The sequence below is a fragment of the Methylobacter svalbardensis genome, from assembly GCF_037671525.1.
Taxonomy (GTDB): domain Bacteria; phylum Pseudomonadota; class Gammaproteobacteria; order Methylococcales; family Methylomonadaceae; genus Methylobacter_A; species Methylobacter_A svalbardensis.
The window spans coordinates 13498-32817 of the sequence record NZ_JAWPOH010000029.1; the positions used below are offsets into that span (position 1 = coordinate 13498).

Consider the following 19320-nt stretch of genomic DNA (forward strand, 5'->3'; position numbering starts at 1 on the left):
TGCTTTTGTGTCGATGTGCAGTCTGCGGCAATCATTAACGTCAGGGCCAAAAAATGCGGAACACATTTAATACAGTATTTCATCAATAGACCTCATTAAGTGCCTGTCGCGGTAGGTTAGACTGAAAAAACGTTTTTTATCCTTCTACAGGTTCAGGACGGACGTCATTCCGATTACAGGTTAGAGCCGAATACACGTCAAAAACCCTGAAAACACTTTAACTGCAAAACCGGCCGTAGTCAGTGCGGTAAAGCACATAAGAGCATAGCGTTGCTGCTAAGTAGTCGTTAAAAAATCTTTTCGCATTTCCGTTCACCCACGGAGCACACTTACACAGACATGGCGACCTGAAGAACCCATCGATTATTGACACAACACCTATTCATTCTACCCATAACCAGGCTGATACCAGTCCACCGGCGGTACTCGCCAACAGCGGCAAACCAACACGAAGACCCATGGCCTTCCCCCCGATAACAGTTGATATTCCTCCTTTAACAAGGTTATTAACAGCAGCAGCAATCACAATACCCATCACCGCATCACCCACAGCCAAATCAGTCTGGCTCATACGCGCAAGCAACAGGCTAATAGCGTCTACGTCCGCTACTCCCGAGGCGGCGGCAAGTGCCAGCATCCCCACATTTCCGAACCAGTTTCGCAGCATTTTACCTAACAGCATCACCAGTGCCAGCAGCAAGCCGAAGCCAAGCGCGGTTTTAAGTTCCAAGGGGTTATCGAAAGAGAAAGCCGTATCGGATTTTTTGTGCGTCGACATTCTTGAATACCATAGAGCAGGCAAGTAGAGAAAGAGCATCATCACCGCTACCGGCACCAGCATCGGCTGAAACAAGCCATTATTGAGTAAGCTCGCGACTAACAACATACGCGGAAACATCGTCCCGCAAGCAAGCAAAATCCCCGTGGACAGCATCGGAGTTAGCGCGGCATCTTGACGCGTCATGCGCGAGAAATGCAGAGTAAGGGCGGTAGAAGAAGCCAAACCGCCGAATAAGCCGGTGAAGATGGCTCCCCGGGTAGTGCCACCGATCTTGATGGCGAAATAACCGACGAACGAAATTGCCGCGATCAGCACCACCATCCACCAGATGACATAAGGGTTCAATGCCTGCCAAGGGCCATAACCCCGATTCGGAAGAAGCGGTAACAACACCACCGAAATGAGCAGCAACCTGATACCGGCACGCAGTTCCTCGGCTTCCAGCGTATTTACCCAGCGGTGTAACAACGGCTTGTAGCCCAGCAGCAATGTCGTCACCACCGCGAATGCAGCTGAGATAGTGACTTCACCTATAGCCGCCAAAGCCCCCAACACGAACACCAAAAGACCAGACACCAGACTGGTAATACCCACATCCTTGCCTACGTAGCGTAGATTGACGACGTAAGCCGTGGTTAACGCAGCAGCGAGTCCGGCGAATGCCAAACCAAAGATTAATGCCCCGATATGTCCGGCAAGCAGTGCAGCACACCCACCCATCAAGCCGATCAGGCCATAGGTACGCACACCGGCAATACGATGACCTTCCTCTGCCTCACGTTCTTTCCAGCCGCGCTCGACGCCAATCAGCAGGCCAATGGCTAAGGATACGCTCAGAAAATAAAAAGTTTGTTGTATTTCAGTCATTTCAATCTGCAATATCCGTCTCATTATTTAATGAGGTTTGTTTAGCCGTTGTTTTTACTTTTACGCTACGGTGCCAAACCAGATTCGCCAGCGCCGCCGACACTAGCCGTGCACGCGGCGGATCGGAGCGCGAACTGAGAATAATCGGCACCCTAGCGCCCAACACGATACCGGCAAGTGTCGCGTGGGAAAGATATTCGAGGTTTTTGGCCAGGATGTTGCCGGCATCCAGGTCAGGCACCAATAAGATGTCCACGTCCCCGGCCACTTGACTGACGATACCTTTCATCTCTGCCGCTTCGCGCGAAATGGCATTATCGAAGGCGAGTGGCCCGTCGACGATGGCATGAAGGATCTGGCCGCGCTCGGCCATCTTGCTCAGACAGGCCGCATCGAGACTGGAGGGGATGGTTTGCTTGACCAGCTCGATGGCCGACAGCGCCGCGACCTTGGGTCGTTCAATCCCCAGCAGCCTGGCGAGCCAGACCGCATTATTAACGATCGCGGCCTTGACGGTCAGATCGGGCGAAATGTTGATCGCCGCATCGGTAATCAACAGCAGTTTCGGGTAGGTGGCTAACTCGGCCACAAAGACGTGACTCATGCGCCGATCGGTGCGCAGGCGTTTGAGTACGGCATGCATCAGTTCATCGGTATGCAGCCAGCCTTTCATCAGGGTCTGCGCTCGCCCTTCCAGCACCAGCCGTACGCCGCAGTCTGCGACGGTCTCATGCGGCTCCGGGCTTAGCATCGGCATAGCCATCACCTCCGGCAGATCGGCTGCGACTTCGGATATACGCTCTATATTGCCGATGAGTATCGGTTCGATGATGCCTTCTCGCGTCGCCTCAACCACGCTTTCCAGAACAAAGCGTTCCTCGGCCTCGACCACCGCCACTGACAGGGGTGGCAAGCCGCGCGCGAGCGCGAGCACATCATTAAGGCAAATTCCGGCTTGCTGTAACACTGTCTGCTGCGCCCTATCCGTATTTTTATCGGGATTCATTTCAGTCTCCTAAACAATTGAGGAGCAGCTAAAGCCGCTACGAATCGATTGCGAAAAAATTACAACAGTTTCAATGTTGATTAGCAATCAACATAATATTATCGCTGGAGTGCAAGCTTCGCTTGCTTTGGCAAGCGAAGCTTGCACTCCCAGTGCGCCTATATTGAGTAATCAACTGAATTTAAAAACACGGTAAAAAACTTTTGAACACTGACTTAATTCTGTTCCATTCATCCTTGACACGTGCTCCTGAAAATGGTCTCCCAGAATATGAGAGAGTCGCGCCAAGGAGATATCGATGTCGGCCATATCATGTGGTGTGCTGATGGTGCTGATGGTGCGCCGGGCCGCAGAGGCAATCAAATCCGCCTGTTGACTCAAGGCTCGCCTTCGTCGGGTGTTGGTGGCCTGTCCGGCGATGGTTTCCAGTGCTTGAAGCAGGCGCGTCAGAACCGCAACATTAGCTTCGGCATTCTGCCGTATTTGGTCAAAAGCTTCGGCCAACAGGCTTTTGAAGCTCGGGCCTCTGGCAATCACGCGCAGCTCTCCCTGATCCAGGCGCAATGAGGTCACAATCCGGCGAACCGAGAGCCGGACAAGGATCGCCGTCAGGTAGTCCACGCACATGACCGCAGTCGTCGTATCGTTGATACCGGGCGACAGTGCCTTCAGGGCAACATCCACGATTTGCCGAATGCCGAAGGCAACATCCTGTTCCACGAGACGCTGTCGGCTGATGACGTAGAGCGCGTTCAGCTCGGCTGTCATCTGCTCGTCCAGTTCGCCCGGACCAGCCGCGGAGATCAGCGGAGAGTCCTCGACGACGAACTCGCCGATGCCGCGTTCCATGCGCAGGATTATTCCGCGTTCCCGTGCCAGAGTCAGAAGCGCATCAAGACCGACATTTTCAATGTAACCGGTCTTCTGTGCCGGGATCGCAGTCCAGGTATGCTCCGCGAGAAATATTGCCCAGTGTCCGTCCGCCTCTTCGTCGGCGTTTTTACTCAACGCATTAGGAAATAAATGATCTACAGCTTTGATGGTATCCTGGGCGGCGGCCGCAAGAATGCTCGATGCCTGAATAGACATCGAGATGTGGTGAATGAAGTAAATTAGAAAGGCAATTCCGACGACAGCGAGGATCAAACCGACCAGCACCGCCAGCGAAGGGACGAATGTTCCTTCATCACCGCTCCGGATAGTCCGGAGCACCACCAGGCAATACGCGAAGATACCGACGAACACGCCGAGCACCACCTGGTTGATAGGGTCGCGCATAAAGTTCCGAAGAACCCGCGACGTGTACTGACTGGATGTCAGTGCGAGCGCAACGATGGTAATGGAAAATACCACCCCGGCCACCGTGATCATCGAACTGGCAACGGTTGTAAGCAAGCCGCGAGCTCCGACCGCACCGGCACCGAAGAACAGCGGCCATCTTTCGACACTATGCAGATCGACGTTCGCATCCACTGCGATCAATACAGTGGCAAGCGCCACAGCGCTCAGAACAATCACTGCGGGTACGAACCAGAAGCTCAAGCGCATTTCCTGCCACCAATGTTGTAGTTTCGTTTTCACTCTCGGTACCCTTCCGTTATGATTTTGATGCTGTTGTCGTTCGGTTGTTACTTTACCCCTCCTTCGTTAGCCTGCGGCGGATCAAAAGCAATTCCTGCTGACGCTTTGCGCCGGCTTCTGGATAGTGCATTTTGAGCCCCTTAAAAGTATCGAGAATAATCTGAGAAATGATCAGTCGAGCGTTCTTTTTATCGTCGGCAGGTACTACATACCAAGGTGCATTTGTCGTACTCGTTGCGCTTAGGCACGCCTCATAGGCTTGCATGTACTGATGCCAGAATTTCCGCTCTTCAATATCGGCAAAACTGAATTTCCAGTTTTTTTCCGGCTCATCAATGCGCTTCAGAAAGCGCTTCCGCTGCTCTTCTTCCGAAAGATGAAGAAAAAACTTGATGATCCGTGTGCCGTTACGATAGAGATGGTTTTCTAAGTCTACGATAGAACGATAGCGCTCCTGCCATATGGTTTTCTCGCCGAGCAGTTCGTCCGGCAGCCCTTGGCTGCGCAAGATTTCAGGATGCACACGAACGATCAACACCTCCTCATAATAGGATCGGTTAAAGATGCCGATCCGACCACGTTCCGGTAAACACTGGGAGGTACGCCACAAAAAATCGTGATCCAGTTCTGTAGCGCTGGGATGTTTAAAGCTGAACACCTGACAGCCTTGTGGATTGACACCGGACATGACGTACCGGATGGCGCCGTCCTTTCCGGCGGTGTCCATCGCCTGAAAAATCAGCAGCACCGCATAACGGTTGGACGCATACTGAAGACGTTGCAACGAGCTCAGTTCCTCCACTTGTTCTTTGAGAAGTTTGTAGTATTTCTTCTTCGACTTGTAAACAGGCTCTACGAGTGTCGGCCGTTTTTCGAGCTTGATCTTTTCGTCTTCCTGCACCCGGAAATCTTTGATATTGATTTTCATCTTCATACCTTTTTAAGTAGCCGTTCAAAAGTTTTTTAACATTTTTGTTCACCACGAAGGAGTGTTGATTTCAGGGAATGTCATTTGTTTTTACCATGAAGAGCATGAAGTGCTTGAAGAATTTACTGTATAGACTTCCTGCGTTTTCTATAGAGATGATTTTATAAAACATAACTTTTGTATTTATAAAAATCAATCAGTTACACTTTTAATGTGGGTGAAAGTATTGTTAATCGCTTTACAGTAAAGTCAATTGGAAATCCTTATTCGACAAATTTTCTTTTCTTCATTATCTTCATGTCCTTCATGGTAATAAAAAACAAGTTATAAGCTGGATAAGGGATCAACAATGGACATTGTTACGGATCAGCACCCCCACGGAGAACACGAAGGTCATTATTTTTTCTTAGTGATCTTCGTGTCCTTCGTGGTAAATAGTTTTTTCACTTGGTTAAAAAAATTTTGGCCCCTCACTTATGACACGGATGCGGTTGCATCGGCGCCTCGGAAACAGACATCCCAGCCCAGTTCCACGGTCACCCACCGCGCACACCGATTGCGGCGGTGTCGAGTTTCACACCTCCGCGAGTTTCGGCCCTGACGGAGATGAATCAGTCTTTGTGACCCTTTTGATCGCGCAGCCGCCCGAGGGTACTTTCAATCAAACTGCTCAACTTATCAGCAGCGCCATCAACGGCTTGGTCCAGGGTCTGAGCATGGTGAGTGACTGCGATAGGCTGACGGCCTTCGAGACGGGCTTCGAGCATGCAACGCATGTCGTCATTGCCGTTCTTCTTGTCGCTGTTCTCATCGCTCAGGTGGACCTCCACTCGCGTGATATGCTCACTAATCCGGCTCAGGGCATTTTTTACGACGCCACTAAAGTAAGCTGTCTGTGCCTCATGACCTTCAATGTTGCGGTCGGTATTGATTTGAATTTGCATAGTGAGTGTTTTCCTATTGTGAAAATAATTATAGCTAAATGACGGTAGGTGACAAACAGTCTCGTCCATCCCAGCCTCCATTCGGCCAACTCGCCCAGATTATCGAGCAGGCCATCGACTTGCGGGCAGCTCAGAACCTGCGCTTCCCGGTACGATAACCCAACTCGCCGATGATATTCCTCTTGAAAAGCTCAAGGTATTCCGTCTCAATCAATCGTGGCACCCTCACAGTATCATCCTTTCCAGTTCCAGCTACGAATTTCCGGCATGTCCTCGCCGTGCTTGTCGATGTATTGCTTATGCTCGATGAGCTTGTCTTGCATGGCTTGCTTGGCGTAGGCGGCGTGCGCTCCCAGTTGCGGGAGATGGTCAATCGCATCGCCAAACAAGTGGAACCGGTCCAGGTTGTTTAATACCGTCATATCGAAGGGCGTTGTGGTGGTGCCTTCTTCTTTGAAACCGCGTACATGCAGGTTCGGGTGGTTGCTGCGGCGATAGGTCAGACGATGGATGAGCAATGGATAACCGTGAAAGGCGAAAATGATAGGCTTATCTTTGGTGAAGAGAACGTCGAAGTCTTCGTCGCTCAGGCCGTGCGGGTGTTCGCTCGGGTGCTGGAGTTTCATCAAATCAACCACGTTGATCACCCGGACTTTCAGTTCGGGAAAATGCTCGCGCAACAACTCGACGGCAGCCAGGGTTTCCAGCGTCGGCACATCGCCGCAACAGGCCATCACGACATCCGGCTCGCCATCCTGATCGTTGCTGGCCCACGGCCAAATGCCAAGGCCGGCGGTGCAATGTTTAATGGCCTCATCCATGTCGAGCCACTGCGGCGACGGTTGTTTGCCGGCGATGACGACGTTGACGTAGTTGCGGCTGCGCAGGCAATGATCCGTTACCGAGAGCAGCGTGTTCGCGTCGGGCGGCAGGTAGATGCGAATGACTTCCGCCTTTTTGTTCACGACATGGTCCATGAAGCCGGGGTCCTGATGACTGAAACCGTTGTGATCCTGCCGCCAGACGTGCGACGAGAGCAGATAGTTCAAGGACGCAATCGGCCGACGCCAGGGAATCTGATTCGAGACCTTGAGCCATTTGGCATGCTGGTTGAACATCGAATCGATGATATGAATGAACGCTTCGTAGCAGGAGAAGAACCCGTGGCGGCCGGTGAGCAGATAGCCTTCGAGCCAGCCTTCGCACTGATGTTCGCTCAATATCTCCATTACCCGGCCATCGGCTGCGACGTGATCGTCGCCGGGAACAATTTCCGCGGTCGAACAACGGTTGGTCACTTCGAACACAGCTCCCCAGCGGTTCGAAGTCGTTTCGTCCGGACTAAAGATACGGAAGTTTTCGGGGTTCAGTTTGATCACATCGCGGATAAATTCACCCTGCACTTGGGTGGCTTCGGCTTCTGCGGCGCCGGGTTTTTGCACCTTTACCGCGTAGTCGCGAAAATCAGGCAGGTCCAGCTCATGTAACAAAAAACCGCCGTTGGCGTGAGGATTGGCGCTCATGCGTCGTTCGCCTGTCGGCGCCAATTCAGCAAGTTCGGCAACCAGCTTGCCGGTCTTGTCGAATAATTCTTCCGGATGATAGCTTTGCAACCACTGTTCCAGAATCTTTACGTGCCCCGGATGACTCATGTCGTCCATCGGCACCTGATGCGAACGGAATGTGCCTTCGCTGGGCTTGTCATCGACTAGCTTCGGGCCGGTCCAGCCCTTCGGTGAGCGCAAGATGATCATAGGCCAGCACGGACGCGTCTTGAAGCCATTGGCGCGGGCGTCGGTTTGGATGCGCAGGATCTCGGCGATCACTGTGTCCAGCGTGGCCGCCATGAGCTGGTGCATCGCCATCGGATCGTCGCCTTCGACGAAATACGGCGTGTATCCATAGCCGCGAATCAAGGCTTCCAGTTCATCATGCGGAATGCGCGCCAAAACCGTAGGACCGGCAATTTTGTAGCCGTTCAAATGCAGGATAGGCAACACGGCACCGTCGTGGACCGGATTGAGAAATTTGTTCGAATGCCATGCGGTGGCCAGCGGTCCGGTCTCTGCTTCACCATCGCCGACGACGCAGGCAACGATCAGGTCGGGATTGTCGAACGCGGCTCCGAAAGCATGCGACAGCGAATAACCCAGCTCACCGCCCTCGTGGATCGAGCCCGGCGTCTCCGGTGCGACGTGACTAGGAATGCCGCCGGGGAAGGAGAATTGTTTGAACAGCCGCTTCATCCCGACTTCGTCTTGCGCGATGCTGGGATAGACCTCGCTGTAAGTCCCTTCCAGATAGGCGTTCGCCACCAGTCCCGGCCCGCCATGCCCCGGCCCGGTGATGTAAATTACATTCAGATCGTGTTTCTTGATAACGCGGTTCAGGTGGACGTAGATAAAGTTTAGCCCCGGCGTCGTACCCCAGTGACCGAGCAGGCGCGGCTTGATGTGCGCCAGCTTGAGCGGCTTCTTCAACAGCGGATTGCTGTAGAGATAAATCTGGCCGACCGACAGATAGTTGGCGGCGCGCCAGTAAGCGTCCATCTTGTGGAGTAATTCCGGGGAAAGAGTCTTGGTATTCATGGTTTAATTCCTGGTGTTGAGTACGGCATGATTGTTTCCGCCGGCGCTGAGCGCCCTTCGGCCTGAGCGGCGCACAGGCAGGCGCCGAAGATGAAAATGCACCCGGAAAGGTAAATCCACAGCAGTAATGCCATGATCCCGCCGAATGCCCCATAAATCGCGTTTAACGTGGCGAAGTTCTCGAGGCAGATCACTAATAGACTTTCGGTCGCCTGCAAGAGCGCCGTGGTGCACAAGGCAGCGAACCAGACTTCAGCAAACCGTGTGGGCCGCCGCGGAGCCAGCCTGTAAAACAGACTCAGACCGAGGAACACCACCAACAAAGGGATAAAAAAGCTCCCCAGGGCGTAGACCCAGGAACTGAAATCATGCACCGGGAAAAGCCAATCCTTCGCCATTTTCGCCAGCACCGGCACCGCGACGGCCAACAGGACCGAGCTGATCATGATGATGAGAAAACCGAGGCTTTTGAACGGCAGCCGCCACCAGTTGGAGACCTCAATGCCCCATGCCCGGTTGGCGGCGCGGACCAGTGTGGCGAAAAAACCCATGGCTGCCCAAATGAGCAAGAGAAATGCAACGGTACCCGCTTGTCCGCGCGCTTTGATCACATCGTTGATGGTGTCGAAAATGTAACGCTGCATTTCACCAGTAATCGGGACGTAGGTTTCAACGTAAGCAATGACTTCTATTCCAGCCCGGTTACGGTCAATAAAGGCTGAGGCAATAGTGACGATGAGGACAATCAAAGGAAACAGCGAGAAAAACGCGTAGTGCGCGAACGCCGCCGCAGACTCCGCCCCGTTCATCTGCGAAAACTTTTTCACGGCAAGACAGAGTATGGCCCAAGCCCGGTTGGCAGGTTCTACCGGCGCCGGCTTTTCTTGCCGCGGTGTGGGCCGCGCCACCTTCACCACTTCCAGAACCAGCAGCGGGATAGCAGCCAAAGCAACAAGCACGAAACAATCGCTGAACGGCAGGTATGTCGTTTTCAGGAAGCGGCCCAGCGTTGCGTTATGTTGGCTCCACACCTGGAGGCCGAAAGAAACGGCAACCACGAGCATCAGATTGATATTCGTGAACAGGGAGATACGCCAGACCGGCTTGGTTTTGCTGCGCGCGCCGAATGACCGCAACAGCTCGGCAAACACCAGCACGGCAAAGGCATAGGTGCGCGCCATTTCAGTAGTTTCCGTGTTCAAGACATAAAAGTAAACCGCGAATGACACGGCCGCAGTGAGCAAACCGGTGAAGGCCATGGTGTAAAGAAAGCTGGGGTTGGTAATAGGCTCAGAGCGGGGACGCGGTTGGCGCTGCATCACCTCGGGATCGATGGGGTCGGTAGCCAGGCAAAGCGCGGGCAGACCGTCGGTCACGAGATTGATCCAGAGCAGATGAATGGGCAGCAGCGGCGTCGGTAGACCCACGACCACGCAGACGGTCATCAACAGCAATTCCCCGGTGTTGCCCGCCAGCAGGTATTGGAGCGTCTTGCGGATATTGTCGTAGATGCCGCGCCCCTCTTCGACGGCGGCGACGATGGAGACAAAATTGTCATCGGTGATGATCATGTCCGCCGCTTGCTTGGTGACTTCCGTACCGGCTTTACCCATGGCGATGCCGATGTCGGCGCCCTTGATGGCCGGAGCGTCGTTGACGCCGTCGCCGGTCATCGCGACCACCGCATCATTGGCTTTCCAGGCGCGGATAATGCGCAGTTTGTGCTCGGCGGTGACGCGGGCGTATACGGCTATTTTGGGCACGCGTTGCCGGAGTTCGTCGTCAGACATCTTGTCCAACTCGACGCCCGCGATAGCCATGTCGTCGTTTGCAGCGATACCGATTTCCCGCGCAATGGCCGTCGCGGTGTGCGGATGGTCACCGGTAATCATCACCACGCGGATGCCGGCGGCGCGACATTTCTCAACGGCATCTTTGGCTTCCTGACGCGGCGGATCAACCATGCCCGATAACCCCACGAATACGAGATCATGCTCCACGGCGTCTGCCGTTAAGTCGGTGGGCGCTGCATTGTCCAAGTCGCGCCAAGCCGAACCGAGCACGCGCAGGGCTTGCTGCGCCATCGCGGTATTTTGCGCCACGATGGTCTGACGATCATCGGCCGTCATGGGACGGATTCCGGCGCTGGTGTAGAGGTTTGTGCAGCGCTCCAACAACACATCGGGTGCCCCGTTGATGAAGGCACGCAATTTGCCATCCGGCATCTTGCGTATCATCGTGCTGAGTTTTCGATCAGAATCGAAAGGTATCTCTTGCTGTTTCGGCAGTTCCCGCTCGATGCGCTCGTGGTCGCCGCCGGCTTTGGCTCCGGCCGCCAATAATGCGCCTTCGGTGGGATCGCCAATCACTTTCCAGGTCCCTTGTTCCTGAACCAAATGGGCGTTGTTGCAGCCGAGAATGACGGTCGCGAGTTCGAGCAACGGTGGCGCGTGCTGCGCTTGGGTCTTCTTGCCCTCGAAGCGCACTTCGCCGTCCGGCCCGTAGCCAATGCCTGTGATTTCGTAACTTTGGTCTGCGACGTAGAGCGCGCGCACGGTCATTTCGCCCATCGTCAAGGTGCCGGTCTTGTCCGTACAGATAACCGTGGTCGAACCGAGCGTTTCGACTGCGGCCAGCTTGCGCGCCAGTGAATGGCGGCGGGACATGCGCAATACGCCAAGCGACAGCGCCACCGTGACGACGGCCGGTAGTCCTTCCGGCACGGCGGCCACGGCGAGGCTCACCGAGGTCATGAATAACTCGAACAAATCCGTGCCGCGCAGCAACCCCAATCCGAACAGCAGCGCGACGATGCCCAGCGCCGCCCAGACCAATACCTGCCCGAAGGACTCAAGCTTTTTTTCCAGCGGAGTGCGTTCCTCCGCACCGGCCTCTTCAATCAGACCGGCGATGCGGCCCAACTCGGTCTTCATCGCCGTGGCCACAACGACGGCTTGTCCCGTTCCTGCCGCAACGCTGGTGCCCATGAATACCATGTTCTCGCGGTCGGCAAGCGGGACATCGCCTTGATCTAAAGTCGCAGGCTGCTTGTTCTCCGCTACCGATTCGCCGGTCAGCGTCGCTTCGATGCACTTGAGCGAGGCGGCTTCCAGAAGCCGTGCATCGGCGGCAATCAGGTCACCGGCCTCCAGCGCGAGGATGTCACCGACGACGATTCCCGAGGCAGGAATCGAAGTGACTTGCCCGTCCCGTCGCACCTTGGCCTGCGGCGCAGTCATTTTCTTGAGCGCCGCGATGGACTTCTCCGCGTTGAACTCCTGGTAGAAGCCGATGACGGCGTTGAGGACGACGATGGCAAGGATGGCGATAGCATCCACCACTTCTCCCAGCACGCCGGAGATGACACCGGCCGCGATCAGAATCCAGATGATCAGGCTCTTGAACTGGCCAAGAAAAATCTGTAGTGGGGTGATGCGTTTGCCTTCTTTCAGCTCGTTCGGGCCATCAGCGGCAAGGCGTTGTGTTGCTTCCGTCAGCGAAAGTCCGGCCTCTGAGGAACCGAGTTGTGCCAACACTTCCTGGGCAGACTGGCTGTGCCAGGCTTTGCCTTTTGGTTGTTCGGCGATGGCGGGTGCCGTGGTCATGTAGCCGTACCTCCAATCACCAGCTCCGCACTTTCGAGTACTGTTCTGTTTAAGCGCCACACTGAACGCGCAATCATCAGTTCTTCGTTCGTTCGAATGACGCGAACTGTGAACTGGCCGGCATCCGGGGAAATCACTTCCGCAGTGTCGGCAGTACGCAATTCATTAAATTCAATGTCGAGAAAGCTCGGCTTCTCTACAGATGCCTGCTGAAAAGACGAGCGTGTCCACGCCGCCGAGCGCAGCGGCGAAGGAGCCGATCCTTTTGATCGGGTGGCAAAACAGTACGACTGCTTCAGCCGCATTTTGCAGTCTAGCAAGACACGCATCTAAGAAAGCCCTTTCTTATGTTTGCTTTAACGAGAATGCTTCTTGGCAGCCGATTCATCGATCCAGTATCCTTGGCGATCGTAATGTTGATGCAGTCCGGTCTCATAATCTCTGGTTAGCAGAGATTCCTCCGTATATTCCGGTGACTGCTTGATGGCCTCACAAGTGAGATTAATGAAAACTGTCGAATCGAGCCAATCAATACTCTCGATCCATTGAGGTGAAATCAGAACCTTTTTTCCCGGCCACCAGTTTTGCGTATTGATGATTAGATAACGAATCGCCCAGGTCTCATCATCGATGATAAAATCCTCAACATGACCAATATCGCCGTCTGTGGCTTGAATGTGATGCCCCATCACATCGTGAGTACTGCGCAAATTGGGATCCCACTCTTTCCCCTCTTGGCTTGGTTTTTTCCATGTTTCAGGGTCACGTACAATGTAGGGATAAGATGGATAAGATCCCCACATGTATGGGCCGATCCAATACATCGGCCATCCATAATACCCGTAGTAGTGCTCCTCGAATTGTTTCGAGACTGGCTTGTCACTGTCCAAGGATGGACTGTCCTCAATCTGCTTTTTAGTCAAATTGATGGTGATGAATTGCTCTTCTTTATTCACCGCGACCAGCGCATACGGGGAGATCAACACCAGTCTGCCGGTAAGCCAGTTGCCTGTATCGGCGACCAAATAGCGAATCGCCCAGTGCTGGTCATCGAAGTAGAATTCTTCCACTTTCCCTATTTCCCCGTCGAGGCTGTGCAATTTGTACCCTTTTAGTGTTTTAGCTTTGTTGAACATGGTAGTACTCCTGGTTTTTTGAGTTTGATTTTGTACACTGTTGTCAGTCCGACTTACAGTCGTATTTGAGAAATTGGTTTCACCCATTAGCGACCAATGTGATCAATCAGTTTGATGCCGCCTCCTTCATGATTTTGACAATGGTGTTTTCCACATCTCGCGCCACCACTTCCAGTTGCGGCACGTTGAACATTGCCAGAAGCGTGGTTGGCTTCAATGTCGCCAGAACGGTTTTACCTTCTTCTTCGTAAATGCTGATACGGCAGGGTAGGGCAGTGGAGACACTCATGTCTTGCTCAAGCACTTTCTTGGCTTGTTGCGGCTGACACACTTCAAAAATAAGGCATTCGCGGTTGAATTCCACGCCCTTTTTGTTCATGGTTTCTGTGAGGTTATGCACCTGCATCACGCCAAAGTGATTGGCCTGTACTGCGTCTTGCAAGGCACTCGCAGCCTCAGTTACGGTTTTGTCGGTAGATAATTTGACTAGCATAGATGACCTCTTGGGGTTAACAATTGACTTACGTTACAGCGCCGGGCGCTGAGTTATTTTTTGTACGGCTTGATGATAACGACGACCAGCAGCATGACCACAGGCTGCCGGTCATTGTCCCACCCTTCCGGCGAATGGATCATCGCTGCCACAAGATATGCGAGATTTCCAATGGGATAGCAACACCGTCGCAGTGCGGTATGATTCGCGCCGTATAATCGTTTGCGGGGCGGGTTGCTGACACTGCCGCGCTGTAAACGTAGCTGTGCTGCGCATCGTCCGGTTCTCGTACGCGCTTCATATCTACTCGCTCCGCTGCGCTATCGCCAACGCCATCAGCATAAAGTTCAATCCGCACTGACTCTGGATTAAGGTCATTGAGATACACTTGAACTTCAAATAAGTGTTGCTCGCCGTCAGTCTCTACCTTGACTGCTACGAAGTGTAGCGCGGCCCATTTCTGTTCCAGACTCCGCTGCCATTCGACTATTTGCCTGCCGATTGCGCCTTTATTGGCAATGCGCAATTGATAGGCGGCCGCAGCCGGGAGGTAATGTTGCTCGGTGTATTCGCGCACGGTGCGGTTGTCGGAGAAACGCGGGGTCAATTGCGCCATGCTTTCTCTCATCCGCGCCACCCAACCCGTGGGAATACCCTGTTCATCGACGGTGTAAAATGCGGGGATCACCTCGTGTTCAAGCAGGTCGTAGAGCGCGTCGGCTTCGACCGCATCCCAGGCAGGATCGTGGTCGTGTTCCTGGCCGTCCCCCAACGCCCATCCCACCTCAGGCGTGTAGGCTTCCGCCCACCAGCCGTCCAATTCCGACAGATTGATGCCGCCATTGACCAGCACCTTCATGCCGCTGGTTCCGCACGCTTCCCAGGGCCGCCTGGGCGTGTTGATCCAGACATCCACGCCTTGCACCAAGCGCTCGGTTAAATGCATGTCGTAGTCACTGAGGAAAATGATATGAGGGCGCACCTCGGGGCGCCGGATGAAATGAGTCCATTGCTGGATCAGCGCCTGTCCCTCCACGTCTGCCGGATGAGCCTTGCCTGCAAGGATGAGTTGTACCGGTCGCTCGGCATTGGATAACAGACGAAGCAGCCGCTCCGGGTCGTGCAACAGCAGGTTCGGTCTTTTGTAGGCCGCGAAGCGGCGCGCAAAACCCAGGGTCAATGCGGTAGGATTAAACAGATGTTTCGCCTCTTCCACCGCCTCGGCAGAAGCGCCGGAGGCGGCCAGTTGCCGGGAAAAGCGCTCGCGGGCGTATTCAACCAAAGACTTTCCGGCGTCGGCACGAAATTGCCAGAGCCTGATGTCGGAAATACGACGGATGTCTTGATCCATAGTTTCCGTCGGCCTTAGCCAACGCTCTTTGCCACAGGCTTCCGTCCACAGATCGTCGGCCGGAGCCGAGTCCCAGGTCGGCATATGCACGCCGTTGGTTACGTGTCCGACGGGCACTTCGTTCACCGGCCAGTGAGGAAAAAGAGGCGCAAACAGGTGGCGACTAACTTTGCCATGCAAGCGACTTACGCCATTTACCGCCCCGCTGCCGCGGATTGCGAGATAGGCCATATTGAATTTTTCCGACGCGTCGTCCGGGTTCTGGCGGCCTAAGGCCAGCAAATCGTGGAGTGTCAGCCCGAGATCCTTGGCATAACCGCCGAGGTATTGTTCGATAAGAGCCGGAGCGAAACGGTCGAACCCGGCGGCCACTGCCGTGTGGGTGGTGAACAGGTTTCCGGCCCGGGTGACGGCCAGTGCGTCATGAAAGGACAGCGCGGTCTCTTTCATAAAACTGCGGGCGCGTTCCAATACCGCGAAGGCGGCATGGCCTTCATTCAGGTGACAGACTTCGGGATGAATATCCAGCGCCTCCAGCAGTCGCCAGCCGCCAATACCAAGCAACAGTTCCTGCTTGATACGCAGCTCCGGCCCGCCGCCGTACAGCTCGCTGGTAATTCCTCGATGAGCAGGGAAGTTTGCCGCGTCATTGCTGTCCAACAGGTAAAGCTTTACTCTGCCGACCTGGACTTGCCAAACGCGCAGCCAGACCGAGTAACCGGGCAAGGCTATTTCCAGACGCAACCACTCGCCGTCGGCTTGGCGCAATGGCGTTATCGGCAACTGTCCGGGGTCGTTATAAGGGAACAGGGCCTGTTGTGCTCCGTTCTTGTCGATCACTTGGCGAAAATAGCCTTGTTGGTAGAGCAGTCCCACGCCGACCACCGGCACGCCAAGATCGCTGGCTGCTTTAAGCTGATCGCCGGCTACATTGCCGAGACCGCCTGAATAAATGGGCAGCGCTTCGCTCAACATGAATTCCATGCTGAAATACGCAACACAGGTTAACGGAGCCTGCGGATAATGTTGCTGAAACCAGGCGGGCGTTTCCATAGCTTGCCGCCTGGTCTGCACCAGATCATCAACGACCTTGAGAAAAACCGGATCGGCCAACACGCGCTCTATCTGGTCGCGAGACACCGTCTGTAGAACCACCCAGGGATTCTGCGTAAGCTCCCATAACTCGGGATCAAGTTGTTGCCATACTTGGTCGGTGGCATGACTCCACGACCAGCGCATATCCAGCGCCAGCTCCGCCAGGGCATCGAATCCCTCGACTTCTGCAGACAGAAGGCTGTATATCGGGTAGCCGACACGGGCTTGTTTGCTCATATTTTCTCCTTTATGACCGGAAAATACTCTAGCTGCAAAACTTAACTGTAGTCGGTACGGTAGAGCACATACATACAGGCAGGGAGGTTATCATTCAGGACATCGCGCTTAAAACCTTCAACACCTGCTATCGCCTGGGTCAATACAAACACCGGATGGCAGTTGCATATTAAGGCAGCGGCCATTTTTATGTCTTGAAGGCCGGAGCATTGGCGTACATGGAGCAACATGAAATTAAAGCCAAACGGCACCGGAGAATCATCACTGAAGGTGTCTTAATGGGAGGTCTATTAGCCCAAGGCATTTCCCGTTAATTTCAGCATTATCAGTGACGATGCCGGACAATTTAATATCTTGGGGCATATCATGCTTTTGATTTTGCAAAATATGCCTCACGTTATTTAACGGCATTCGCCTACCGCTTCCAGCTTGATACGCTCCCGATGCGTCTTCTCATGGCTACCATTATCATTGGGCTTCGGTCAGCTGAGACAGTTTGCTAAGCAAAAAGCATTTTACCAATCAAGAAATGCAAGATATCGACTAAAACTGTTTGTCAGCATTTCACTTGAAGTTATCGAATAATCGATTAGAATTATTCTAATTTAATGAATCTTATTTGACACTAAATAATGACAATCGACAGCTTAACATTTCTTCCTAAATACGATGCCACGCTGGAACAAAATACAGAATATCTTCGGCAAATACTTCCCTTTATGTCAAATAATAAAATTGCTACCGACCCTCTTAATTTTGCAATTTGCTATGAATATATTATTGGCAGAAACATTAACTTAAACAACGAATTGGATGAGTTAATTAAAAAGCGGACTGTTTTCACATCTGAATTAAGTATTAAACTCTTTAAAAAACATATTTGCGATACCTCGATCAACTCCCTAGAAAAAATAAATCACACCCTGTTACAGCTTATTAATAAAACAAGCGAAGCCATAGACACTACGGGTGAAAAAGCCAGTGCGGCAACAATACACTTCCAGAACCAAAATAAGAAGCTGGAAAACAACCAAGGCCTATCTGAAATCAAAGCAGTCTTAGCCGAAATCATCGAGGGAACTCAAGATCTTGCCGAAACCAGCAAGACCTTACAAGTACAACTGGATGAAAGTAAAAAAGAAATGCAGTTGCTGCGCCAGGAACTTGTACAGGCACGAGAAACGGCGAAAACTGATGCCCTGACAGGTCTCTTTAATCGCCGGGCTTTTGATCAAAAACTTGATGAATACATTGAAACTCATAAACAAAACAATTTTGAACTTTGCCTGCTTATTCTGGACCTTGACCATTTCAAACAAGTCAATGATACCTTTGGCCACCAAGCCGGAGATAGTGTACTTCGTTATACCGCTAATCTGATTAAGCAACATATTGCCGAACATCATTGTGCGGCGCGCTATGGTGGTGAAGAAATGGCCATCATCATGCCCAATACACCGTTTAACAAAGCCATGGAAATCGCCGAAAAAATAAGAAGCTCATTAGCCCAGAATCCTTTAAAACGTAAGAATAGCAAAGAATCGATAGGAAAGGTGACCCTTTCTATCGGTGTCTCAGGCTTTAAAATAAACGACTCGATCGAAAGCTTGATCGAGCGCGCGGACAAGGCAATGTACCGAGCTAAAAATAATGGCAGAAACCAGGTCATGGCTGAGAGCTTTATCTAACCCGATAAGGCGGACTCCTCGCGAGGCAATTTTTCATGATCGAAGCGTTGAACCTGGCTCCTGCCCGGTTCTTTCCAGGAAAGGTTTTTTGTATTCGATTGTTTTTGATATTCTGCGTTACCTACGACATGGATGCAGGAACAATGGCCGGAAGTGTCTACTTTTGGTGATTGGCGGTTTGCCTATCGCGCCCCATTAAGAGAACACACTACAAGATTTTTGATGGTGCTTGGAAAATGGCAGGTGATGCGTACCTATATAACTTTCGCCCCCTCTCAACTCAAATCACCGCTCAGATTCTTTCTTAGCCACCTTATCCCGTAAATAAACCGGCATGGCCTGTTCGGCGGCAACGGCTAGGCCCTGCTCTAAACCTCGCGCGCCTAAACGGGCAATCGCACCGGCTCTGGGCAACCTATCGGCTTTATAGTGACTAACCAGCCCTGCCAGGCGAGTCGTTAATTCCTGATGATAAACACCCCAGCCTGAACCGATACCTACGCCGGTCAGCTCGGGGAATTCAACCGCGTCAGCCGGCGTCACGGTCTCAAAGCCTACCAGTTCGGCATAGCCTAGTGCATCGCGTTGGTAAACGCCCCAGAAAATCTCACCCATCCGTGCATCCATCGCAACAAAGACGACATTATCCTCATTGTGATCGAAAAAATCCTGAGCAATAGCCGCCAGGGTGGACACGGGAACTACCGGCAAATCTGCGCCCAAGGCGATGCCCTGGATCACGCCGGTAGCGATACGTACGCCGGTAAACGAGCCGGGGCCGCGACTGAACGCCAGCGCATCAAGATGCTGCGGCTTTAAGTCAGCATCCGCCATTAATGAATCAATCATCGGCAAAATCAGCTTGGTGTGTATTTTGGGCGCCAGTTCATAACGTTCAAACACCTCGCCATCAATAAACAGCGCTGCCGAGCAGGCTTCGGTCGATGTTTCTACTGCCAGTAATTTCATTGTTCGGTCTCTAATGGGTAATTAATTTAACGAATTCCAGTGGAGTGCAGG

The 19320-nt window shown here is 53.0% G+C and carries 14 protein-coding genes and 1 pseudogene; 2 read left to right on the forward strand and 13 right to left on the reverse strand.

The window, feature by feature from the left end; translation table 11 throughout:
- Nucleotides 1–382: 382 nt before the first annotated feature.
- From RW114_RS12145 to RW114_RS12200, 12 genes are all read right to left on the reverse strand, one after another.
- Complete coding sequence (locus RW114_RS12145) at nucleotides 383–1648, reverse strand: MgtC/SapB family protein (protein WP_340123023.1); 1266 nt, start codon at nucleotides 1646–1648, stop codon at nucleotides 383–385.
- Nucleotide 1649: 1 nt separating this feature from the next.
- A complete protein-coding gene (locus tag RW114_RS12150) occupies nucleotides 1650–2654 on the reverse strand; it encodes a bifunctional enoyl-CoA hydratase/phosphate acetyltransferase (RefSeq protein WP_340123024.1) in 1005 nt (334 codons plus the stop codon).
- A gap of 171 nt (nucleotides 2655–2825) precedes the next feature.
- Entirely contained in the window at nucleotides 2826–4235 is a 1410-nt protein-coding gene (locus RW114_RS12155; RefSeq protein ID WP_340123025.1) for a DUF2254 domain-containing protein, read from the reverse strand.
- A 52-nt stretch (nucleotides 4236–4287) separates the two neighbouring features.
- Nucleotides 4288–5163 (reverse strand): ADP-polyphosphate phosphotransferase, encoded by an 876-nt coding sequence (locus RW114_RS12160; RefSeq protein WP_340123026.1) that lies wholly within the window; start codon nucleotides 5161–5163, stop codon nucleotides 4288–4290.
- A 611-nt stretch (nucleotides 5164–5774) separates the two neighbouring features.
- Nucleotides 5775–6107 (reverse strand): HPF/RaiA family ribosome-associated protein, encoded by a 333-nt coding sequence (locus RW114_RS12165; RefSeq protein ID WP_340123027.1) that lies wholly within the window; start codon nucleotides 6105–6107, stop codon nucleotides 5775–5777.
- Nucleotides 6108–6340: 233 nt separating this feature from the next.
- Entirely contained in the window at nucleotides 6341–8695 is a 2355-nt protein-coding gene (locus RW114_RS12170) for a phosphoketolase family protein (protein ID WP_340123028.1), read from the reverse strand.
- Nucleotides 8692–12300: an HAD-IC family P-type ATPase gene (locus RW114_RS12175; RefSeq protein WP_340123029.1), complete on the reverse strand. Its 3609-nt coding sequence runs from the start codon at nucleotides 12298–12300 to the stop codon at nucleotides 8692–8694. The genes RW114_RS12170 and RW114_RS12175 overlap by 4 nt, the downstream gene beginning before the upstream one ends.
- Before the next feature lie 171 nt (nucleotides 12301–12471).
- Nucleotides 12472–12612, reverse strand: a complete 141-nt coding sequence (locus RW114_RS12180; RefSeq protein ID WP_340123046.1) for a hypothetical protein — start codon at nucleotides 12610–12612, stop codon at nucleotides 12472–12474.
- 44 nt (nucleotides 12613–12656) lie between these two features.
- On the reverse strand, nucleotides 12657–13436 hold the full coding sequence (locus tag RW114_RS12185) for a PRC-barrel domain-containing protein (RefSeq protein WP_340123030.1): 780 nt from the start codon (nucleotides 13434–13436) through the stop codon (nucleotides 12657–12659).
- Between the two features lie 106 nt (nucleotides 13437–13542).
- The gene (locus tag RW114_RS12190; RefSeq protein ID WP_340123031.1) at nucleotides 13543–13929 is read right to left on the reverse strand and encodes a DUF302 domain-containing protein; all 387 of its coding nucleotides are present in this window, start codon (nucleotides 13927–13929) and stop codon (nucleotides 13543–13545) included.
- A 139-nt stretch (nucleotides 13930–14068) separates the two neighbouring features.
- The gene (gene glgP, locus RW114_RS12195) at nucleotides 14069–16612 is read right to left on the reverse strand and encodes an alpha-glucan family phosphorylase (RefSeq protein ID WP_340123032.1); all 2544 of its coding nucleotides are present in this window, start codon (nucleotides 16610–16612) and stop codon (nucleotides 14069–14071) included.
- Nucleotides 16613–16653: 41 nt separating this feature from the next.
- Nucleotides 16654–16797: a hypothetical protein gene (locus RW114_RS12200; RefSeq protein WP_340123033.1), complete on the reverse strand. Its 144-nt coding sequence runs from the start codon at nucleotides 16795–16797 to the stop codon at nucleotides 16654–16656.
- Nucleotides 16798–16968: 171 nt separating this feature from the next.
- On the opposite strand from RW114_RS12200, the pseudogene RW114_RS12205 reads away from it, so the two are divergent.
- Together RW114_RS12205 and RW114_RS12210 are read left to right on the forward strand one after the other, a co-directional pair.
- Nucleotides 16969–17115: pseudogene (locus tag RW114_RS12205) on the forward strand (IS1595 family transposase); the annotation flags it as partial.
- A gap of 129 nt (nucleotides 17116–17244) precedes the next feature.
- The gene (locus RW114_RS12210) at nucleotides 17245–18300 is read left to right on the forward strand and encodes a GGDEF domain-containing protein (protein ID WP_340123034.1); all 1056 of its coding nucleotides are present in this window, start codon (nucleotides 17245–17247) and stop codon (nucleotides 18298–18300) included.
- A gap of 285 nt (nucleotides 18301–18585) precedes the next feature.
- Here the strand turns inward: RW114_RS12210 and tsaB are convergent, their stop codons facing one another.
- Nucleotides 18586–19269 carry a tRNA (adenosine(37)-N6)-threonylcarbamoyltransferase complex dimerization subunit type 1 TsaB gene (tsaB, locus tag RW114_RS12215; RefSeq protein ID WP_340123035.1) on the reverse strand — a complete coding sequence of 228 codons (684 nt, stop codon included), beginning with the start codon at nucleotides 19267–19269 and terminating at the stop codon, nucleotides 18586–18588.
- Nucleotides 19270–19320: the final 51 nt, after the last annotated feature.

What these genes read in the sequence shown, in the direction of transcription:
- RW114_RS12145 (WP_340123023.1), bottom strand. Translation starts at nt 1,648, where the DNA reads ATGACTGAAATACAACAAACTTTTTATTTTCTGAGCGTATCCTTAGCC.
- RW114_RS12150 (WP_340123024.1), bottom strand. Translation starts at nt 2,654, where the DNA reads ATGAATCCCGATAAAAATACGGATAGGGCGCAGCAGACAGTGTTACAG.
- RW114_RS12160 (WP_340123026.1), bottom strand. Translation starts at nt 5,163, where the DNA reads ATGAAAATCAATATCAAAGATTTCCGGGTGCAGGAAGACGAAAAGATC.
- RW114_RS12165 (WP_340123027.1), bottom strand. Translation starts at nt 6,107, where the DNA reads ATGCAAATTCAAATCAATACCGACCGCAACATTGAAGGTCATGAGGCA.
- RW114_RS12170 (WP_340123028.1), bottom strand. Translation starts at nt 8,695, where the DNA reads ATGAATACCAAGACTCTTTCCCCGGAATTACTCCACAAGATGGACGCT.
- RW114_RS12175 (WP_340123029.1), bottom strand. Translation starts at nt 12,300, where the DNA reads ATGACCACGGCACCCGCCATCGCCGAACAACCAAAAGGCAAAGCCTGG.
- RW114_RS12185 (WP_340123030.1), bottom strand. Translation starts at nt 13,436, where the DNA reads ATGTTCAACAAAGCTAAAACACTAAAAGGGTACAAATTGCACAGCCTC.
- RW114_RS12190 (WP_340123031.1), bottom strand. Translation starts at nt 13,929, where the DNA reads ATGCTAGTCAAATTATCTACCGACAAAACCGTAACTGAGGCTGCGAGT.
- glgP (WP_340123032.1), bottom strand. Translation starts at nt 16,612, where the DNA reads ATGAGCAAACAAGCCCGTGTCGGCTACCCGATATACAGCCTTCTGTCT.
- RW114_RS12200 (WP_340123033.1), bottom strand. Translation starts at nt 16,797, where the DNA reads ATGGCCGCTGCCTTAATATGCAACTGCCATCCGGTGTTTGTATTGACC.
- RW114_RS12210 (WP_340123034.1), top strand. Translation starts at nt 17,245, where the DNA reads ATGACAATCGACAGCTTAACATTTCTTCCTAAATACGATGCCACGCTG.
- tsaB (WP_340123035.1), bottom strand. Translation starts at nt 19,269, where the DNA reads ATGAAATTACTGGCAGTAGAAACATCGACCGAAGCCTGCTCGGCAGCG.